This window comes from Paraburkholderia sp. RL18-085-BIA-A (assembly GCF_046027075.1).
Lineage (GTDB): Bacteria > Pseudomonadota > Gammaproteobacteria > Burkholderiales > Burkholderiaceae > Paraburkholderia.
Genome location: NZ_JARESU010000012.1, coordinates 24,636 through 39,224, shown reverse-complemented (window position 1 = coordinate 39,224; position 14,589 = coordinate 24,636). Strand labels below are relative to the sequence as shown.

The window sequence follows — 14,589 nt, the reverse complement described above, 5'->3', positions numbered from 1 at the left end:
CAGGACACCATGGAAGAGGACGACATCGTCGCCGTATGGTCGGAACGCGTACGTTCGGCCAGCGCCGAGGGACACGCGTTGCGCATCCGTGGCGGCGGCACCAAAGACTGGTATGGTCAGACGCTGGAAGGTGACATCCTCGACACGCGCGCTTATCGCGGCATCATCGCGTACGATCCGGCGGAACTGGTCATCACCGCGCGTGCGGGCACGCCCCTGCTGGAGATCGAAGCCGCCCTGGCCGATCACGATCAGATGCTCGCCTTCGAGCCGCCGCACTTCGGGCCGCAGGCCACCTTCGGCGGCTGCATCGCCGCCGGCATCGCCGGTCCGCGCCGCGCCGCGGCTGGCGCGGCACGCGACTTCGTGCTGGGCGCGGTCATCATGAACGGTCAGGGGCAGGAATTGCACTTCGGCGGTCAGGTGGTGAAGAACGTCGCCGGCTACGACGTTTCGCGTCTGATGGCCGGCTCGCTCGGCACGCTCGGTTTGATCCTCGAATTGTCGATCAAGGTGCTGCCGCTGCCGCAGGCCGAAGCCACGCTCAAGTTCGACATGAACGGCACCGATGCGGTTCGTAAGCTGAACGAATGGGGCGGCCGGCCGCTGCCGATCTCCGCGAGCGCGTGGCGTCACGGTACGCTCGCAGTGCGCCTGGCGGGGGCCGAAGCGGCGGTTAAGTCGGCGCGCACATCGCTTGGCGGCGAAGTGGTGGATGCGGTCGAAGCGGAACGTTTCTGGGCCGGCTTGCGCGAGCAGACCGACTCGTTCTTCGCGGCCATCCCGCCGAAAGCTGCGCTCTGGCGTCTCGCGCTGCCGTCCATCACCGAGCCGATGCAACTGCCCGGCGCCCAATTGATGGAATGGGGCGGCGGCCAGCGCTGGTGGATCACCGACGCCGACGCGCAAACCGTGCGCATCAGCGCGAAGCAGGCCGGCGGTCATGCCACGATCTTTCGCACCGGCCACGGCTACGACCGCAGCGCCGGCGTGTTCACCCCGCTGCCCGCGCCGCTGATGAAAATCCATCGCGGTCTGAAAAGCGCTTTCGACCCGGCCCGCATCTTCAATCGCGGCCGTCTCTACCCCGACTTCTGAGCGACGCGATGCAAACCAACCTCGCGGACTTCATTCGCAATACGCCTGATGGCGACGAAGCCGACGCCATTCTGCGCAATTGCGTGCATTGCGGTTTCTGCACTGCCACCTGCCCGACCTACCAGTTGCTCGGCGACGAACTCGACGGCCCGCGCGGGCGCATCTATCTGATCAAGCAGATGGTCGAAGGCGCGCCGGTCACGCGCAGCACCCAGATCCATCTGGACCGCTGCCTAACTTGCCGCGCCTGCGAAACCACGTGTCCGTCCGGCGTGCAATACGGCCGGCTGGTGGAAATCGGCCGCAAGCTCACTGAAGAGAAAGTCACCCGTCCGCTGGGCCAGCGGCTCACGCGGCGGCTGCTCGCGACCTTCGTGCCGAACAGCGCGGTGTTCACGCCGACCATGCGCATCGGCCAGCACTTCCGCCGCGTCCTGCCGAAGAAACTGCGCGACAAGGTGCCCGCGCGGCAGCGTCCACTGGAATGGCCGAGCGCGAAACACCCGCGCAAGATGCTGATGCTAGCGGGATGCGTGCAACCGTCGATGATGCCGAACGTCAACATCGCGACCGCGCGGGTGCTCGATGCGCTCGGCGTGGAAACCGTGATCGCGCCGGATGCCGGCTGCTGCGGCGCGATCCGCCTGCATCTGGGCTTCAACGACGAAGCGCTCGACGACCTGCGCGCCAACATCGACGCATGGTGGCCGTATGTCGAGCAGGGCGTCGAGGCGATCGTGATGAACGCGTCCGGCTGCGGCGCGACGGTCAAGGAGTACGCGCACCTGTTGCGCCACGATCCGGCGTATGCGGAAAGGGCGCGCCGCATCGTCGAATTGACGCGTGATATCTCGGAGATCCTGCCCGAGTTCGAAGAAGCGCTGACTGCGATCACGCGCCGCCGCTCGGTTCATACGGTGGCGTTTCATCCGCCCTGCACGCTGCAACATGGTCAGCAGGTGCGCGGCCAGGTCGAGCATCTGCTCACCGCACTCGGCGTCGAAGTGCGCCTGCCCGCGGACAGTCACCTGTGCTGCGGCTCGGCCGGCACTTACTCGCTCACGCAGCCGAGGCTCTCGTATGCGCTGCGCGATCAGAAGCTCGAGCGGTTGCACGCACAGGAGCCGCAGTTGATCGTGTCGGCAAACGTCGGCTGCATTGCGCATCTGCAAAGCGGCACGTCGACGCCGGTCGCGCATTGGATCGAATTGGTCGAGCACATGCTGTCCGTATAATCCGGTGATCGCCATTCGCTGAACTACCGGTTCCGTTCCATGCCCGATCTGACTCACAACCTCGAAGCGGTGCGGCAACGCATCGCCTCGGCCGCGCACGCGGCCGGGCGCGACGCGTGCTCGGTCACGCTGCTCGCGGTCTCGAAGACCTTCCCCGCCAACGATGTACGCGCCGCGCACGCCGCCGGCCAGCGCGCGTTCGGCGAGAACTACGTGCAGGAAGCCCTGGCCAAGATCGAGACGCTCGCCGATCTGCGCGCGTCGCTCGAATGGCACTTCATCGGTCCTTTGCAATCGAACAAGACGCGGGCAGTCGCCGAGCATTTCGACTGGGTGCATTCGGTCGATCGCCTGAAGATCGCCCAACGGCTCTCCGAGCAGCGCCCTGACAATCTGCCGCCGCTGAACGTGTGTTTGCAGGTCAACATCAGCGGCGAGGCATCGAAAAGCGGCGTCGGCATTGCCGAGGCGGTCGAAGTCGCGCAGCAGATCGCCGCGTTGCCGAAGCTGACGTTGCGCGGGCTGATGTCGATTCCCGAGCCGGCCGGCGACACGGACGCGCAACGTGCACCGCATCGCCAGTTGCGCGAGCTGTTCGAGCGTCTGCGCGCCGACGGACTCGAACTCGACACGCTGTCGATGGGCATGTCCAGCGACCTCGAAGCGGCCGTGCTCGAAGGCGCGACGATCGTGCGCATCGGCACCGCGATCTTCGGCGCACGCGACTACTCTCACTGACCTTTCCGAGCCTCCGCGGGCTCTTCACCGAACCTCATTCGGAACATCATGAAAATTGCTTTTATCGGCGGCGGCAACATGGCCGCGGCATTGATCGGCGGCCTCATCAAGCGTGGCGTCGCCCCCGCAGACCTCTACGCGATCGACCCCAACGAAGAGGCGCGCAAGCGCAATGAGCAGCAGTTCGGCATCCGCACCGGCGCAGCCGCCGACGCCGCGCTCGCCGAATACGACGCCGTCGTGCTGGCGGTGAAGCCGCAGATCCTGAAGAGCGTCGCGCAAGCGCTGGCGCCGCATCTGAGCGCGTCGCAACTGGCGATCAGCATCGTCGCGGGCATTCGCATGGGCGACATGTCACGCTGGCTGAATGGCCACGGCCGCATCGTGCGCGTGATGCCGAATACGCCGGCGCTGATCGGCATGGGGGTGACGGGCCTCGTCGCGACCGGCAGCGTCGACGAAGCGGGCCGCACGCTCGCTTCGCAGGTGCTCGGCGCGGTCGGCGAAACGGTCTGGTTCGACGAAGAAGCGAAGATCGACGCTGTCACCGCGATCTCGGGCAGCGGGCCGGCCTACGTGTTCTATTTCATCGAAGCGTTGCAGGAAGCCGCGCGCCAGCTCGGCATGGATGAAGCGCAAGGCCGCGCGCTGGCCGTCGCGACCTTCACCGGTGCGGCCCAACTGGCGGCGAATTCCGACGAGCCGCCGAGCGTGTTGCGCGAACGGGTGACGTCGAAGGGCGGCACGACGGCCGCGGCGCTGGCGTCGTTCGACGCGAGCGGCATCAAGGATGCGATCGTGCGCGGCGCGCTCGCCGCCGATGCGCGCGCGCGCGAAATGGGCGACGAGTTCGGCAAGCAGTGAGCGCGTTTGGCGCGGCGCTTTTAGCTTGAGTTGCGACTGCGCCTGATAACGCTTTCGCCTGGCGGGAAAGGAAGTACTTCGTAGGACGCAACGCCCGAGTTCGAATTGGGCGGGCGCCTACGGCATGGAAAAGCGCGGATGCCGCGCAACAGGATTAACGCGACGCGCCGTGTCGCCACAAACCGCTGCGGCATCTGTGTCGAGTAGAAGGCGGAAGTAGGCAGGCAGCCGCCCACGACGCGCGGCAAGAATCAGAACGAAGCCACCGCATAATGCGCGGCAATCCCCGCAAACAACGCGCCGCCTAGCCAGTTGTTATGCCTGAACGCGGCGAAGCACGCCATCCGCTCGCGGTTACGAATCAGCGTGTAGTGGTAGACCGCGCAGCCCACCGCCCCCGCCCAGCCCAGCCAGTACAGCACGCCGAAACCGAGCATCACGCCGATGCCGACGTAAATCCCCAGCGTCACCGCATAGCACAGCATGATCGCGGCCACGTCGAAGCGGCCGAACGTCAACGCCGAAGTGCGGATGCCGATCTTGATGTCGTCGTCGCGATCGACCATCGCATATTCGGTGTCGTACGCGACCGACCAGAATACGTTGGCAAGCAGCATCACCCACGCAAGCATCGGCACGTGGTCCTGAATCGCAGCGAACGCCATCGGAATGCCAAAGCCGAACGCGATGCCGAGATAAGCCTGCGGAATCGCAAAGAAACGCTTGGTGAACGGATACGAACCGGCGACGAACAACGCGGCCACCGAAAGCTCCTTGGTCAGCGAATTCAGCGGCAGGATCAGCAGAAACGCGAGCAGCGACAATCCCGCCGCCAGCACGACCGCTTCCCATGCCTTGATCTTGCCCGACGTGATCGGACGATTTTCCGTGCGCTTCACGTAGCGGTCGAAATCACGATCCGCGTAGTCGTTGATCGCGCAGCCCGCCGAGCGCATCAGTACCGTGCCCACGGTGAAGATCACCAGCAGCGGCCACGACGGATGACCGTCGGATGCGATCCACAGTGCGTTGAGCGTCGGCCACAGCAGCAGCAGGCTGCCGATCGGCTTGTCCATGCGGACGAGCCGCAGATACAGAGGAAGTCGGGCGAACATGGGCGGAATCGGTGAAGTGCGAAGACGGTGCGACTATTTTACGGGATGCCGGCGGCGGCAAGCTTCCGCGCTGGCCTGGTGCGAAAAGGCCGCCTTTCATTCAGAGAGCGGCCTGCCAACTGCCGCCGAAAAAACAAAGCCTTCCGCAAGGGAAGGCTTGGTTCTGTTTCAGTGCGACACGTGAGCGCCTGAATGAAGGCGGCTCGCTCATCAAGTTGAGCGGCGCGGTAATGCTTAGGCCAGCATCGAGCGCAACATCCAGGCGGTCTTTTCGTGCGTCTGCATGCGTTGCGTCAGCAGATCGGCGGTCGGCTCGTCGTTGGCGGCTTCCGTCGACGGGAAAATCTCGCGTGCGGTACGCACGACGGCTTCCTGGCCTTCCACCAGTTGGCGGATCATTTCTTCTGCGGCCGGCACGCCGTCCGCTTCCGGAATCGACGACAGCTTCGCGAAATCCTTGTAGCTGCCCGGGGCATGCACACCCAGCGCGCGGATGCGTTCGGCGATCGAATCGACTGCCAGCGCGAGTTCGTTGTATTGCGTTTCGAACATCAGGTGCAGCGTATTGAACATCGGACCCGTGACGTTCCAGTGGAAGTTGTGGGTCTTCAGGTACAACGTGTAGGTGTCGGCGAGCAAACGCGACAGCCCTTCTGCAATCTTCTTGCGATCCTTGTCGCTGATCCCGATATTGACGTGCTGTACGACTGCGGCTTCTTTCTTGGCCATGATGACTCCTTTGAAGAGTGATACGAACCGGTCGGCAAAGTGGCGGTTTTGCGGATGGTAAACGCGAAACATCGAACGCTCGACAGTTTAGCCTGGAAATCCGCTGCGTTCGCGTGACGTGCGCTCGCCTGCCGCATGGGCGGCCGGGCTGCGATCAGCCGCCCAGCGCGTGCTGCAACGCCTGCACGACAAGCACCGCGAGGCCGCTCGCGACGATCGCGAAACCGACCGCCTTGCGCAGCATGAACGTCTGTTGCCCTTGCGCACCGCGTGCGGCCCGCGAGCCGCCTGGCGCGGCAATCATCGTCTGGATCATGACCGTACTCCCGCTTCGTATTGCTTCGTATCGTTACCAGCGGGACGCGGACGCGTCCCGCTTTACTGCAGCACTTCAACCAGTTTCAGCCGCTAGTTGATTACTTCTTCCGGCCTTCGGCCAGCTCGGCCATAGCGGCGATCACACCTTCCGCGTAAGCCGGATCGGCGCGGCGGAAATGCTCGATCTGCCGTGCGACGATGTCCTGCGGCACACCGTCGATATGCCGCGCGATGTTGCCGAACAGACGCTGCCGTTGCGCCGCGTCGAACAGCGCGAACAACATGCCCGGCTGCGTGTAGTAGTCATCGTCCGCGCGATGATCGTAGCGATCCACCGCGCCCGCCGCGAGCGGCGGCTCCGACGCGTTCGGGTCCTGCGCGAAGTCGCCGAAGCGGTTCGGCTCGTAGTTCACGTTGCCGCCGAGATTGCCGTCCGAGCGCATCGCGCCGTCGCGATGGAACGAATGCGGGCTCGGCACGCGCGGGGCATTCACCGGAATCTGGTGGTGATTGATGCCGAGGCGATAGCGCTGCGTGTCGCCGTACGAGAACAGCCGGCCTTGCAACAGACGGTCCGGCGAGAAGCCGATGCCGGGCACCACGTTGGCCGGCGTGAATGCCGCCTGCTCCACATCCGCGAAATAGTTCGCGGCATTGCGGTTCAGCTCGATCGTGCCGACATCGATCAACGGATAGTCCTTTTGCGACCACACTTTCGTGATGTCGAACGGATTGAAGCGATAGTTCGCCGCTTCCGCTTCGGGCATCACCTGAATCGCGAAGCGCCATTTCGGGAAGTTGCCCGCGTCGATATTGCCGACCAGATCGCGTTGCGCGCTTTCACGGTCTTGCGCGACCACCTGTGCCGCTTCGGCATCGGTGAAGTTTTCGATGCCTTGCAGCGACTTGAAGTGGAACTTCACCCAGAAGCGCTCGTTGTTCGCGTTGATAAACGAGTACGTGTGCGAACCGAAGCCGTGCATCTGCCGGTAATTGCGCGGAATGCCGCGGTCGCTCATCAGAATCGTGACCTGATGCAGCGACTCCGGATGACGCGACCAGAAATCCCACGCGGCGACATTGCTGCGCATGTTGGTGTACGGATCGCGCTTTTGCGTGTGGATGAAGTCCGGAAACTTCAGCGGATCGCGAATGAAGAACACCGGCGTGTTGTTGCCGACCACGTCCCAGTTGCCCTCCTCCGTGTAGAACTTGATCGAGAAGCCGCGCACATCGCGTTCCGCGTCGGCCGCGCCGCGTTCGCCGGCCACCGTCGAAAAGCGCATGAAAAGCGGCGTTTCCTTGCCGACTTGCGCGAATACCTTGGCCTTCGTGTAGCGCGAGATGTCGTGCGTGACCTTCAGCGTGCCGAAGGCGCCCGAACCCTTGGCGTGCACGCGGCGTTCGGGAATCACTTCGCGATCGAAATGGGCGAGCTTTTCGAGCAACCAGACGTCTTGCAAGACGACCGGGCCGCGCGCGCCGGCGGTCATCGAGTTCTGATTGTCGGCGACGGGTGCGCCGCCAGCATTGGTGAGCTTACGTTCGGACATGCGTCACTCCTGTGGGGTTTATCGAAACGAATAGGGAAAGAGCCGCGGCACACGGATGCCGGAATCTGTTGCGAACTGATGCGTCAGGCGGACAAGGCCCGATCGACCAGCAGGGAGAACGCGACGGTGCGCATGCCTGGCGCCAATGCGCTCACGCCGCCGGCAACGGCGCCGACCGGTTGAGCAAAGAGAGCGTGGATTGGCTGCGAATTCGGCTGCGTCATGATGTCCTCCGGTCTTATCGAACAAATAAGGGATCGGGCGATCCATGGAGGAAACTATAGCAACGCTATTAAATACTAGTGGTTGATTGATTCTATCTATTCGATAGGCTTCGCGGTTTTCCGCACGCGCGGAACGGGCGCCAAGCTGGCTGCGGGCGTCCGCACCCGCAGCCAGCGTTGCTACAAGAGATGCGAAATCTCAACTGACGGCGGCGGGCAGATCGAGCTTCTTCACGCCAGGCAGTTCGCAGGCGCTGATCGCGTCGCAAATGGCGTCGATCGCGGGCATGCGCGTAAAGCTCTTGCGCCACGCCAGCACGACGCGGCGATCCGGCACGGGTTCGTCGAACGCGACGTAGCTGAGCAGGCCCGCGTCGATGCCGCCCGCATGCGGCTTGACCTCATGCACCGACATGCGCGGCAGCACGGTAATCCCGACGCCGCTCGCGACCATATGACGGATGGTCTCCAGCGACGACCCTTCGAAAGTCTTCTGGATGCCGTCGGCGTTCTGCGAAAAACGCATCAGTTCCGGGCACACGCCGAGCACGTGGTCGCGGAAACAGTGGCCGCTGCCGAGCAGCAGCATGGTTTCCTGCTTCAGATCGTCGGCGTCGATTTTCTGGCGGTTTTCCCACGCGTGGCCGGACGGCAGCGCGACGACGAACGGTTCGTCATACAGCGGACGCAGCATCAGACCCGTTTCAGGGAACGGCAGCGCCATGACCGCGACGTCGATTTCGCCCTGCTTGAGCAGTTCGATCAGCTTGAGCGTGTAATTTTCCTGCAGCATCAACGGCATCTGCGGGACGCGCTTGATCATCTGCTTGACGAACGTGGGCAACAGGTACGGCCCGATTGTGTAGATCACGCCGAGCCGCAGCGGCCCGACCAGCGGGTCTTTGCCCTGTTTGGCGATTTCCTTGATTGCGAGCGTCTGTTCGAGCACGCGCTGGGCTTGCGTGACGATCTGCTCGCCGATCGGCGTGACACTGACTTCGCTGGTGCCGCGCTCGAAAATCTGCACGTTCAGTTCGTCTTCGAGCTTCTTGATCGCCACCGACAGAGTCGGCTGGCTGACGAAGCACGCTTCAGCGGCCCGGCCGAAGTGCCGCTCGCGGGCAACTGCAACGATGTATTTCAATTCGGTGAGCGTCATTCGGGGACCAATCAGTGCGATGAATTTGATAGGTTCTAGTTATACACCTATAGGGTCGGTTCGCCAACCTCTGGTTTTTTGGCGGGCGGGCTGACTTAGGGGAAGATCCTTCCGACAGCCACCCGCACGCTGGCCGACATCAAACCAGAATCACGCCTTCAGGTACTGCTCACGCGCGCCGAGCCACCGCGCCAGATGCCGCAGCACCACCTCGGGATATTTGTCGAGCAAAACCGCGGCTGCCTCGCGGGCGGGGTCGATCAACCACTGGTCGTTTTCGAGATCGGCAAACCGCAGCATCGCCGCTCCCGACTGGCGAGCGCCCAGAAACTCGCCCGGTCCGCGAATCTCGAGGTCGCGCCGCGCGATCTCGAAGCCGTCGGTCGTCTCGCGCATGGTCTGCAAGCGGGCACGCGCTGTCATCGACAGCGGTCCCGTGTAAAGCAGCACGCACACCGACGCCGCGCTACCGCGCCCCACCCTGCCGCGCAGCTGATGCAGCTGCGCAAGGCCGAAGCGCTCCGCATGCTCGATCACCATCAGCGACGCATTCGGCACGTCGACCCCCACTTCGATCACCGTGGTCGCGACCAGCAGCTGCACTTCGTTGCGGGTGAACGCCTCCATCACGGCCGCCTTCTCGGCGGGCGTAAGACGCCCGTGCACGAGGCCGACATTCAGCTCGGGCAGCGCGGCGACCAGCGTCTCGTAAGTCTCGACTGCGGTCTGCAACTGCAAGGTCTCGCTTTCCTCGATCAGCGGACACACCCAGTACACCTGACGCCCCGTCAACGCCGCCTCGCGCACGCGGCCAGTCACCTCGTCGCGCCGCGCGTCGGACACGAGCTTGGTCAGGATCGGCGTGCGTCCGGGGGGCAATTCGTCGATGGTCGACACATCGAGGTCGGCGTAATAGGTCATCGCGAGCGTGCGCGGAATCGGCGTCGCGGACATCATCAGTTGATGCGGCTGGAAGTCGCTCGCGCCGTCGGCGGCGTTTTGCGCCTTGGCGCGCAGCGCGAGCCGTTGCGCGACGCCGAAGCGGTGCTGTTCGTCGACGATCACGAGCCCGAGGCGGGCGAACTCCACCGCGTCCTGAATGATCGCGTGGGTACCGATCACGAGCTGCGCGGTGCCGAGCGCGGCGGCTTCGATTGCGGCGCGCTTTTCCTTGGTCTTCAGACTGCCCGCCAGCCACGCGACACTCACGCCGAGCGGCTCCAGCCAGCCGCGCAGCTTGCGCGCGTGCTGCTCGGCGAGGATTTCGGTCGGCGCCATCAGCGCGGCCTGGTAGCCGGCGTCGATGGCCTGCGCGGCGGCCAGCGCGGCGACGATCGTCTTGCCGCTGCCGACGTCGCCTTGCAGCAGCCGCTGCATCGGATGAGGCTGCGTCAGATCGAGCGCGATCTCGCCGCCGACGCGCTCCTGCGCCGCCGTCAGCGAAAACGGCAGCGCCTTCAGCAGGCGCGCCACCAGCGCGGACTCGTCGCCCAGCTTGCGGCGCGGCATGGCGGGCGCGGCGCGCGTGCGGCGCTCTTCGTGCGCGCGCTTGAGCGACATCTGCTGCGCGAGCAGCTCCTCGAACTTGATGCGCACCCACGCCGGATGCGTGCCGTCGATCAGCGCGGTCTCGTCGGATTGCGCGCCCGGATGATGCAGCGTGCGCACGGCGTCCATCAGCGACGGCACGCCGAGCGGCTGCAGGAACGCTTGCGCGACCGGCTCGGGCAGCAACTCCGGCAGCGACGTGCGCGCCAATGCGTTGTCGATCGATTTGCGCAGATACGCCTGCGTGACGCCCGCGGTGCTCGGGTAGACCGGCGTGAGCGCCTGCGGCAGCGGCGTATCTTCGTCGACGACGCGCACCGCCGGATGCACCATCTCCATCCCGAAGAAGCCGCCGCGCACATCGCCGCGCACCCGCAGCCGCGCGCCGATCGCCATCTGCTTGACCTGCGAGCCGTAGAAGTTCAGAAAACGCAGCACGAGTTCGTCGCCTGCGTCGTCGTGCAGCTTCACCAGCAACTGCCGGCGCGGCCGGTACGCGATCTCGTTGTCGAACACGACGCCTTCGGTTTGCGCGATGCCGCCCGGCAGCAGTTGGCCGATTGGCGTCAGCGAGGTTTCGTCCTCGTAGCGCATCGGCAGATGCAGCACGAGGTCGATGTCGCGCGTGAGGCCGAGTTTGGCGAGCTTGTCGGTGGTTTTGACGGCGCCCTTGGCGGCCGGCTTCGCGGTGGCTTTGCCAGCGGGCTTGCCGGCGGGCTTGTCACCGAACGGATCAGCGGGCTTCTCACCGGCGTTTTCGCCCAGGTTTTCACCCGCGGCTTCACCTTCAGACCCGGCGCTCGCCTTTTGCGTCGCCAATACGTCGGCGCCGGCCTCGCTCACCTGCGCCGCCGCGCTGCCCCGTGCGACGCGGCGCTTAGGTTCGGCGCCCGCTTCATCGGTAGCGGAGGACAATCGGCGGTCGGACAAAGGCATGGGCTGCTTCGCAAGTACAATATCGGCTGTCAAAGGTTTCGCCGCCATACAGCGCGCGGGCGCGCGGGCCGCTCTGGCGTCCCGCAATCATAGCCGCCCGGTTCCGGCTTCGGCTCAATTCAGTTTCAATTCGCTTCCAGTCGTTCGCATGTTTACGCTTTCCGATTTCGATTTCGATCTGCCGCCCGAGCTGATCGCGCAAGTCGCGCTGCCCGAGCGCAGCGCCAGCCGTCTGCTCGAAGTGGACAACACGGGCGACGCCGCGCGTCTGATCGACCGGCGCTTCGGCAACCTGCCCGAGTGCATCGAGCCCGGCGATCTGCTGGTCTTCAACGATACCAAAGTCCTGAAGGCGCGGTTCCTCGGCCAGAAGGCCAGTGGCGGCAAGATCGAAGTGCTGGTGGAGCGCCTCACCGGCGAGCGTACGGCGCTCGCGCAGATTCGCGCGAGCAAGAGCCCGCAGCCGGGCACCACGATCCGTCTCGCGGACGCGTTCGACGTCACGGTCGGCGAGCGGGTCGAGCCGTTCTACACGCTGCACTTCCCCGACGACTGCCTGACGCTGATCGAGCAATTTGGCCGCCTGCCGTTGCCGCCGTACATCGAGCACGATCCCGACTCGACCGACGAGACCCGCTACCAGACCGTGTTCGCGCAGAACCCCGGCGCGGTGGCCGCGCCCACCGCCGGCCTGCATTTCGACGACACGCTGCTCGCGCAACTCGACGCCCGCGGCGTGGAGCGCGCGACGCTGACGCTGCACGTCGGCGCGGGCACCTTCCAGCCGGTGCGGGTCGAGAATCTCGCCGAGCACAAGATGCACAGCGAGTGGTATCACCTGCCGCAATCGCTTGCCGACAAGATCGCGGCGACGCGCGCACGCGGCAACCGCGTGATCGCGGTGGGCACGACCTCGATGCGCGCGCTCGAAGCCGCCGCGCGCGACGCCGAAGCCGCCGGCCGCCCGCTTGCCGCGGCCAGCACGGAAACCGACATCTTCATCACGCCGGGCTACAGGTTCCGGGTGGTCGACCGGCTGGTGACCAATTTCCATTTGCCGAAGTCGACGTTGCTCATGCTGGTATCGGCGTTCGCCGGCGTCGAGACGATTCGCGCGGCGTATCGTCACGCGATCGAGCAGCGTTACCGGTTCTTCAGTTACGGCGACGCGATGCTGCTCACGCGGCGCGACGTCTGAAACCGCCCCCTCCGTTTTGAAGTTTTTGCAGTTCCCTGTGCCGCCGCGAACCCTTCCTGCGGCGTTTCAACATTTGCGCCGGACTGTCTTCCGGTAGCACTGGAGTTATTCATGACCCCCGGTCATCAATCGCAACAAACAACGACCACCGAGCGCCCCGCCAACGGCCTCAAATTCGAACTGCTCGGCACCGACGGCCAGGCGCGCCGCGGCCGCGTCACGCTCAATCACGGCGTGGTGGAAACGCCGATCTTCATGCCGGTCGGCACCTACGGCACGGTGAAGGCGGTCCAGCCGCGCGAGCTCGAGGAAATGCACGCGCAGATCATCCTCGGCAACACCTTCCACCTGTGGCTGCGCCCCGGTCTGGAGACCATCGAGGCGCACGGCGGCCTGCACGGCTTCATGGGCTGGAAAAAGCCGATCCTGACGGACTCCGGCGGCTTCCAGGTGTTCTCGCTCGGCGACCTGCGCAAGATCACCGAAGACGGCGTCACGTTCGCGTCGCCGATCAATGGCGACAAGCTGTTCCTGTCGCCCGAAGTATCGATGCAGATCCAGAAGGTGCTGAACTCGGACATCGTGATGCAGTTCGACGAATGCACGCCGTACGCGACCAACAACGTGCCGACCTCGCACAAGGAAGCAGCCGATTCGATGCGCATGTCGATGCGCTGGGCGCAGCGCTCGATCGACGAGTTCAGGCGGCTAGGCAATCCGAATGCGCTGTTCGGCATCGTCCAGGGCGGCATGTTCGAGGACCTGCGCGACGAGTCGCTGGCGGGCCTCGCGGAAAAGGACTTTCACGGCCTCGCGATCGGCGGGCTGTCGGTCGGCGAGCCGAAGGAAGACATGATGCGCGTGCTGAACCACATCGGCCCGAAGCTGCCGGCCGACAAGCCGCACTACCTGATGGGCGTCGGCACGCCGGAAGACCTGGTGGCAGGGGTCGCGGCCGGCGTCGACATGTTCGACTGCGTGATGCCGACCCGCAACGCGCGCAACGGCTGGCTGTTCACGCGTTTCGGCGACCTCAAGATCCGCAACGCCACCCACAAGAATTCGCTGCGCCCGCTCGACGAGCAATGCGGCTGCTACACCTGCCGCAATTTCACGCGCGGCTATCTGCATCACCTGCACCGCGTCGGCGAAATCCTCGGCGCGCAGCTGAACACGATCCACAACCTGCATTACTACCTCGAACTGATGCAGGAAATCCGCGACGCGATCGACGCGAAAATGTTCGAGCCGTTCCGCAAACGCTTCCACGAGAACCGCGCGCGCGGCGTCGAACAGGCGCCATGACGGCCTCCGGCGGCGGATTCAACCGAAGAATCCGCGCGCCTGACGACGAAAACCTTACAATCAACTTTCGCGACCCGGCGCAAAAGGCTTTAAACGTTTGATCGCAAAGCCGATTCGCCGCGTCGACCCGCGTCTGGCCGGTGGTAGAATAATCGGCTGATTTTTTTGATCGTTTGACTGATAACGGAGAGACCAACGTGTCGTTCATTTCCAATGCCTTTGCCCAAGGCACAGCAACAGGTGGCATTGAATCGAACCTGATGAGTTTCCTGCCGCTGATCCTGATGTTCGGCGTGCTGTACTTCATCATGATTCGCCCGCAAATGAAGCGCCAGAAGGAGCATCGCAACATGCTCGCCGCGATGGCCAAGGGCGACGAAGTGGTGACGAACGGCGGCATCGTCGGCAAGGTGACCAAGGTGGGTGAAGCTTACGTCGGCGTCGAAATCTCGGAAGGCACGGAAATCACCGTGCAAAAAGCGTCGGTCACGACGATTCTCCCGAAGGGCACGATCAAGTCGCTGTAAGGCCTGCTCTCTCGCGTCCGGCGCGGCCTCGCCGGCGATCCA

14 protein-coding genes are annotated in these 14,589 nt (G+C 64.5%); 7 read left to right on the top strand and 7 right to left on the bottom strand.

Annotation, left to right across the window (positions count from 1 at the left end):
- The first annotated feature begins 9 nt into the window (after window positions 1-9).
- Genes glcE through proC form a run of 4 tightly spaced genes read left to right on the top strand, consistent with a single transcriptional unit; the run spans window position 10 to window position 3,935 of the window.
- Window positions 10-1,098, top strand: a complete 1,089-nt coding sequence (glcE, locus tag P0D89_RS11170) for a glycolate oxidase subunit GlcE (protein ID WP_408376546.1) — start codon at window positions 10-12, stop codon at window positions 1,096-1,098.
- Window positions 1,099-1,106: 8 nt separating this feature from the next.
- Complete coding sequence (gene glcF, locus P0D89_RS11165) at window positions 1,107-2,333, top strand: glycolate oxidase subunit GlcF (protein ID WP_408376545.1); 1,227 nt, start codon at window positions 1,107-1,109, stop codon at window positions 2,331-2,333.
- Between the two features lie 39 nt (window positions 2,334-2,372).
- Window positions 2,373-3,071 carry a YggS family pyridoxal phosphate-dependent enzyme gene (locus P0D89_RS11160; RefSeq protein WP_408376544.1) on the top strand — a complete coding sequence of 233 codons (699 nt, stop codon included), beginning with the start codon at window positions 2,373-2,375 and terminating at the stop codon, window positions 3,069-3,071.
- A 48-nt stretch (window positions 3,072-3,119) separates the two neighbouring features.
- Window positions 3,120-3,935, top strand: a complete 816-nt coding sequence (gene proC / locus P0D89_RS11155) for a pyrroline-5-carboxylate reductase (RefSeq protein ID WP_408376542.1) — start codon at window positions 3,120-3,122, stop codon at window positions 3,933-3,935.
- Window positions 3,936-4,186: 251 nt separating this feature from the next.
- On the opposite strand, the gene ubiA is transcribed toward proC, so the two are convergent.
- From ubiA to recG, 7 genes are all read right to left on the bottom strand, one after another.
- On the bottom strand, window positions 4,187-5,050 hold the full coding sequence (gene ubiA, locus P0D89_RS11150) for a 4-hydroxybenzoate octaprenyltransferase (protein WP_408355230.1): 864 nt from the start codon (window positions 5,048-5,050) through the stop codon (window positions 4,187-4,189).
- Between the two features lie 234 nt (window positions 5,051-5,284).
- Window positions 5,285-5,779: a Dps family protein gene (locus tag P0D89_RS11145; RefSeq protein WP_408355227.1), complete on the bottom strand. Its 495-nt coding sequence runs from the start codon at window positions 5,777-5,779 to the stop codon at window positions 5,285-5,287.
- Window positions 5,780-5,933: 154 nt separating this feature from the next.
- A complete protein-coding gene (locus P0D89_RS11140) occupies window positions 5,934-6,095 on the bottom strand; it encodes a hypothetical protein (protein WP_408376541.1) in 162 nt (53 codons plus the stop codon).
- A 100-nt stretch (window positions 6,096-6,195) separates the two neighbouring features.
- Window positions 6,196-7,650, bottom strand: a complete 1,455-nt coding sequence (locus P0D89_RS11135) for a catalase (protein WP_408376539.1) — start codon at window positions 7,648-7,650, stop codon at window positions 6,196-6,198.
- Between the two features lie 83 nt (window positions 7,651-7,733).
- Window positions 7,734-7,874: a hypothetical protein gene (locus P0D89_RS11130; RefSeq protein ID WP_408376538.1), complete on the bottom strand. Its 141-nt coding sequence runs from the start codon at window positions 7,872-7,874 to the stop codon at window positions 7,734-7,736.
- Between the two features lie 199 nt (window positions 7,875-8,073).
- On the bottom strand, window positions 8,074-9,033 hold the full coding sequence (locus P0D89_RS11125; RefSeq protein ID WP_408376537.1) for a LysR substrate-binding domain-containing protein: 960 nt from the start codon (window positions 9,031-9,033) through the stop codon (window positions 8,074-8,076).
- Window positions 9,034-9,183: 150 nt separating this feature from the next.
- Entirely contained in the window at window positions 9,184-11,517 is a 2,334-nt protein-coding gene (gene recG / locus P0D89_RS11120) for an ATP-dependent DNA helicase RecG (protein ID WP_408376536.1), read from the bottom strand.
- A gap of 148 nt (window positions 11,518-11,665) precedes the next feature.
- Here recG and queA point away from each other — a divergent pair, with 148 nt between their 5' ends.
- From queA to yajC, 3 genes are all read left to right on the top strand, one after another.
- Window positions 11,666-12,715 (top strand): tRNA preQ1(34) S-adenosylmethionine ribosyltransferase-isomerase QueA, encoded by a 1,050-nt coding sequence (gene queA / locus P0D89_RS11115; RefSeq protein ID WP_408376535.1) that lies wholly within the window; start codon window positions 11,666-11,668, stop codon window positions 12,713-12,715.
- A 111-nt stretch (window positions 12,716-12,826) separates the two neighbouring features.
- Window positions 12,827-14,020 carry a tRNA guanosine(34) transglycosylase Tgt gene (gene tgt / locus P0D89_RS11110; protein ID WP_408376534.1) on the top strand — a complete coding sequence of 398 codons (1,194 nt, stop codon included), beginning with the start codon at window positions 12,827-12,829 and terminating at the stop codon, window positions 14,018-14,020.
- 197 nt (window positions 14,021-14,217) lie between these two features.
- The gene (yajC, locus tag P0D89_RS11105; protein ID WP_007179286.1) at window positions 14,218-14,547 is read left to right on the top strand and encodes a preprotein translocase subunit YajC; all 330 of its coding nucleotides are present in this window, start codon (window positions 14,218-14,220) and stop codon (window positions 14,545-14,547) included.
- Window positions 14,548-14,589 lie beyond the last annotated feature (42 nt).

Excerpts from the sequence above, each read along its gene's own strand:
- proC (WP_408376542.1), top strand. The coding sequence starts at position 3,120 with ATGAAAATTGCTTTTATCGGCGGCGGCAACATGGCCGCGGCATTGATC.
- P0D89_RS11140 (WP_408376541.1), bottom strand. The coding sequence starts at position 6,095 with ATGATCCAGACGATGATTGCCGCGCCAGGCGGCTCGCGGGCCGCACGC.
- P0D89_RS11160 (WP_408376544.1), top strand. The coding sequence starts at position 2,373 with ATGCCCGATCTGACTCACAACCTCGAAGCGGTGCGGCAACGCATCGCC.
- recG (WP_408376536.1), bottom strand. The coding sequence starts at position 11,517 with ATGCCTTTGTCCGACCGCCGATTGTCCTCCGCTACCGATGAAGCGGGC.
- P0D89_RS11145 (WP_408355227.1), bottom strand. The coding sequence starts at position 5,779 with ATGGCCAAGAAAGAAGCCGCAGTCGTACAGCACGTCAATATCGGGATC.
- ubiA (WP_408355230.1), bottom strand. The coding sequence starts at position 5,050 with ATGTTCGCCCGACTTCCTCTGTATCTGCGGCTCGTCCGCATGGACAAG.
- P0D89_RS11125 (WP_408376537.1), bottom strand. The coding sequence starts at position 9,033 with ATGACGCTCACCGAATTGAAATACATCGTTGCAGTTGCCCGCGAGCGG.
- tgt (WP_408376534.1), top strand. The coding sequence starts at position 12,827 with ATGACCCCCGGTCATCAATCGCAACAAACAACGACCACCGAGCGCCCC.
- P0D89_RS11130 (WP_408376538.1), bottom strand. The coding sequence starts at position 7,874 with ATGACGCAGCCGAATTCGCAGCCAATCCACGCTCTCTTTGCTCAACCG.
- queA (WP_408376535.1), top strand. The coding sequence starts at position 11,666 with ATGTTTACGCTTTCCGATTTCGATTTCGATCTGCCGCCCGAGCTGATC.
- glcE (WP_408376546.1), top strand. The coding sequence starts at position 10 with ATGGAAGAGGACGACATCGTCGCCGTATGGTCGGAACGCGTACGTTCG.
- P0D89_RS11135 (WP_408376539.1), bottom strand. The coding sequence starts at position 7,650 with ATGTCCGAACGTAAGCTCACCAATGCTGGCGGCGCACCCGTCGCCGAC.
- glcF (WP_408376545.1), top strand. The coding sequence starts at position 1,107 with ATGCAAACCAACCTCGCGGACTTCATTCGCAATACGCCTGATGGCGAC.